The sequence below is a fragment of the SAR324 cluster bacterium genome (assembly GCA_015232315.1).
Classification (GTDB): Bacteria; SAR324; SAR324; order SAR324; family NAC60-12; genus JADFZZ01.
The window spans coordinates 1-4,600 of the sequence record JADFZZ010000079.1 but is presented as its reverse complement, the minus strand read 5'-3'; the positions used below and the strand labels follow the sequence as shown (position 1 = coordinate 4,600).

The following is a 4,600-nucleotide window of genomic DNA, read 5'->3' as shown; positions in this document are numbered from 1 at the left end:
GTTATTAATCTGTAATAACTACGAATTTCCTAATCATCCATTCCTGTGAAAGAACCGATATGAAAATGACACTGATACCAAAACAAATCAGAAATCTCTCCGGGTGGCTATTTTTCACATTGGCCATCCTGTGCAGCACAACCTGGGCAAATGATTCTTTGCCAGCATTCACAGCCAGTCAGGGAATGCTGGATCTGAGTAGATGGAATTTTGAATACAATGGCAACATCCGTCTCGACGGTGAGTGGGGGTTTTTCTGGAATCAATTGATCATGCCTGAAAATATGATTGGCAGTGATGCTGAAATCTTTGTCAATGTGCCGTCAGAATGGAATCATTATCAGATCAAAAACCAGAAATTATCCAGTGACGGCTATGGTACATTTGTACTGACAGTCCTCCTCCCCAAAACCCGTGAACCACTGGCTCTCAGGATTCTTGATATGGCGACCGCCTACCGAATCTGGGTCAATGGCAAACCCGTTGCGTCTAACGGGGTTGTCGGAACCAGCGCGGGAGAAATGAATCCGCAATTCATGCCACAAGTAGTCACACTCAATCACACTGATCAGGTCATGAGAATCGTTGTGCAGATTTCCAATTTTTATCATGCCAAGGGTGGATTCTGGCGTTCCATTGAACTGGGCACAGAATCCAATATCCGAGACAGACAACGCTATATGCTGGGATTTGAAATGTTTCTGCTGGGAGCCGTTTTGATCATGGCATTGTACCATCTGGGTCTGTTTGCCCTGCGTAATCGTGAAACAACAGCTTTGTATTTTGGACTGTTCTGCCTGGTGGTCGCATTGAGGGTGATGCTTACAGGGGAACGTTTAATGTTTGAGCAGTTCAGGATGATATCATGGGAATGGCTATCAACCATGGAACATCTGACATTTTATCTGGGAGTTCCATTGTTTGCCGCGTTTCTGAGAGCCTTGAATCCGGAAGAATTTTCTGCAAAAATGCATAAAATCTGTCTGGTTATCGGCGGTTTGTTCAGTGTTCTCGTCCTGGTCACTCCGACCCGGATTTATTCGATGACGCTGGTTCCGTATCAACTGAATGCTCTATTTTGGGGCATCTATGCCCTTGGTACTCTGGTGTTAGCGATGAAGCACAAACGAGACGGTTCAATACTGGTATTGATCTGTTTCATATTCCTGTTTATCACGACTGTGAATGACATGGTTTATTCTCACACCGCAACCATCAGGATCAATTTGTTGCCATTGGGACTCTTTATCTTCATATTTGCGCAGGCATTCATTCTTTCACAGCGTTTTTCAAAAGCCTTTGCTTCCGCGGAAACTCTTTCTGAAAAATTAAGTCAAACAATGAGAACATGATCCCAATGGATCCAGCACAGAAACCCGTGAGTTAACAACACAACAAGATAGCATTGTCTATGGTTGAAACATTCGCATTTCAGAAACTGATTTTTTTCCAGAACAGTCACGTAACCATTGTTCCAGTTCAATACAAAACTATGATTAAACAATCAGGGGTACCTATGAAACGAGCAACAGGGTTTTCAATTATATTTGTTCTTTGCATCATGGTGTTCATGGTTACAGGTTGTGCTGAACAGGAACTGGAAGAAATTTCGATTTCTGAACAGGATGTTGTGGATTATCAGGAACCAGTCGATATTTCATTGGATAAAAATAAAATCACACTAGACAATCGAAGCTCTGTTTTATCTGCCTCCCAAAGTGGAAACGAATGGGTCACCTATGCCCTTCCTTCCGCTGAACGCCTTGAATTATCGCCCTATCCCGGCAATCTGAACAAAATCTGGACATTTTCGGTTCCAGAATCTGCCGCCATGATTAAAGTCCATTTCAACATTCTGGAAACAGAAAAGAATTATGATTATGTTTACATTCTGGATCAGAACAATGCTGTTGTGACAACGTACAATGGCGCAATGGGAAATGACGTATGGTCCATCGCTGTCCCCGGAAACACGCTGAAAGTAAAGGTTACTTCAGATTGGCTGACCTCGGGAAAAATCATTCTGGATCAGATATCCTATATTCCAGCCGTCGGCACCGTTCAAAACCAGAATATTCCTCATGCACTTGAATCGCTCCATCCATACCTCCACAGTGTGGACTATACCGAAACCATCACCATTCCAAACGCAAAAACCGTCCAGATTCATTTTACCCGGATGGGGTTTGAAAAGAGCTATGACTGGCTCTATATCTATGATGGACAGGATCGTGAAATAGGCAAATACACGGGTTCGTATACTGATTTATGGACCATGCCCATCTATGGAAACATCGTTAAAATCAGGCTCAAATCCGATCGCTCCCTCAATGATTACGGATTCATGGTTGACCAGGTCAACGTAATCCTCAACAGTGACTCCAGCAATCCACCCTCCAGTTCCATCATATCTGTGAATGCGGCGGTTTCTCCTGTGAAAAATCAGGTCATGCTGTTTGCGGGGCAACAGACACTGGAATATGATGTGGTTCAGAATATGAGTGTCAAAAAATCCCTGAAACAGATCGACAGCAAATGGTCTGGAGTTTGGGCTGAAGGTGTGGATGCGGCCGTCAATATGAACAACGGTAAACTCTATTTTTTTAAGGGCACCCAATACCTCCGCTATGACATCGCAACAGACAGGACAGATACCGGATATCCCAAGCCCATTGCCGGAAACTGGCCAGGATTGTGGAATGACAGCATTGACGAGGCGATCAATATGAATAACGGCAAACTCTATTTTTTCAGAGGAAGTCAGTATCTCCGCTATGACATCGCAACAGACAGGACAGATACCGGATATCCCAAGCCCATTGCCGGAAACTGGCCAGGATTGTGGAGCGAGAATATTGATGCTGCTGTCAATATGGGCAACGGTAAACTGTATTTTTTCAAAGCCGGTGAACTGATTCAGTATGACATTGCCCTGGACCGTGCAGATCAGGGATATCCGGTCGCCATGCAGGAAAACTGGAAGGATGCCGCAGACCCGGCGACCCCGGAGGTTGAAATTGTTTTTGAGGGGACAACCGATGCGGAAGGCATCTGGAAAGGTGTTCGCGATATGTCTCCTGTGAACCCCAAACTTTCATGGACTTATTTTAACAACACGGACCATAAACTCTATGTGTGGAACGGAAGCCAATGGCAAACCAGCGGCAACAGCGCAATTCCATCCGGTTGGGCTGGTATTGGTGATGTATTCCCCACCGGACCGGGGTTATTTGATTATTTCTATAAACGCACCAAAGCAGAAGGAAACTATTATCAGTGGGATGGACAAAACTGGGTTGTGACAGAAAATAAAAATGAGATCCGGGATCTTCATGTGGTTTATCAAGACAGTCTGAGTTTCAAGGTTTCATGGACGGAACCTGAAGCACATGCTGAATATTACCTCATATGGCATTCCACCGACGGGATTGTGTTTGACCATTCTTTTCTGACCAGCAGAACTGAAATAAAATTCAGCGGGATGAAAGAGCATTCACCCCATTATTTCGTGGTTGTGCCAGTTCTGTCAAACGACACAGGCACTCCTTCAGAAATGGCTGGCACTCTTACGGGGGTTCATGCAGATCGCCGATTATTGATTGTCAATGGATTTGACCGGAATGACTCACAAGTCACCTTGAATGCCAGAAACTATATCATTCCGTATTTACAGGCTGTTGCGCATGCCAATAGAAACTGGAAAGTTGATTTTGCCAGCAATGAAGCAGTGAGTCATCAACGGGTTGCTTTGAAATCCTATGATGGTGTGATCTGGTACACAGGTCGTGAATCCCAGAAAGATCAGACTTTCGCTGATACGGTGGCATCTGGATATGTCAAAAGCGAGCAAGACTACATCACGGATTATCTGTATTCGGGAGGAAATCTGTTTGTTTCAGGCACTGAAATTGCCTGGGATCTGGATTTGAATGGCCCTTCATATAATGTCGCCAGTGCCAATGATGACACTTTTCTGAAAAATATGTTTAAAGTCAAATATGAAGCCGATGACAAGGAAGGTTCCAGTTCTGCTATCAAACCATCGACTCACCAACTGTTTAAGGGGATCGATAATTTTAATCTGGATGCAGATGGCAGTGTGACCTATGCCGCACTTTGGCCTGACAGAATCTATGGTCATGGCGGAGGAGAACCGGTATTGGATTATACAACCGGCAAAACAGGATGGGCCGCTTCAGCCTATAAAAAAGAATTCACCGTGCTTTTTTTCGGGTTTCCATTTGAAACAATTGTACAGGAGAATGCACGGAACACTGTCATGGACCGGATTCTGGGATATTTTGAGGAGGGCAATCTCACATCCACAGAAATCAGTTGTCTGGATTGCCCTGAGCGGTTTTGGCAATATGCCAATCACACAACCATTTATCCGGGAACCATCACTATTTCTGGTGACATGTCCTTCGGATATTTTGATCCCTCCGACAGTTCATATCCCAGCAGAACCAACTACCACCGGGGAATGGATATCTACAGTCCTTATAATTCACCGATATATTCAATAACCAATGCGACCTATGTTGGTGGACGTAACAGTTGCGTAGGGCAGGATGATTGCAGCAACTACATCAGCACCAAG

2 protein-coding genes are annotated in these 4,600 nt (G+C 44.5%); both read left to right on the top strand.

Annotated features, from left to right (window positions below; genetic code table 11):
* The first annotated feature begins 59 nt into the window (after positions 1–59).
* Positions 60–1,352 (top strand): 7TM-DISM domain-containing protein, encoded by a 1,293-nt coding sequence (locus tag HQM11_21320; GenBank protein MBF0353581.1) that lies wholly within the window; start codon positions 60–62, stop codon positions 1,350–1,352.
* 164 nt (positions 1,353–1,516) lie between these two features.
* The coding region (locus tag HQM11_21315; protein ID MBF0353580.1) for a hypothetical protein at positions 1,517–4,600 on the top strand (3,084 nt) is incomplete at its 3' end.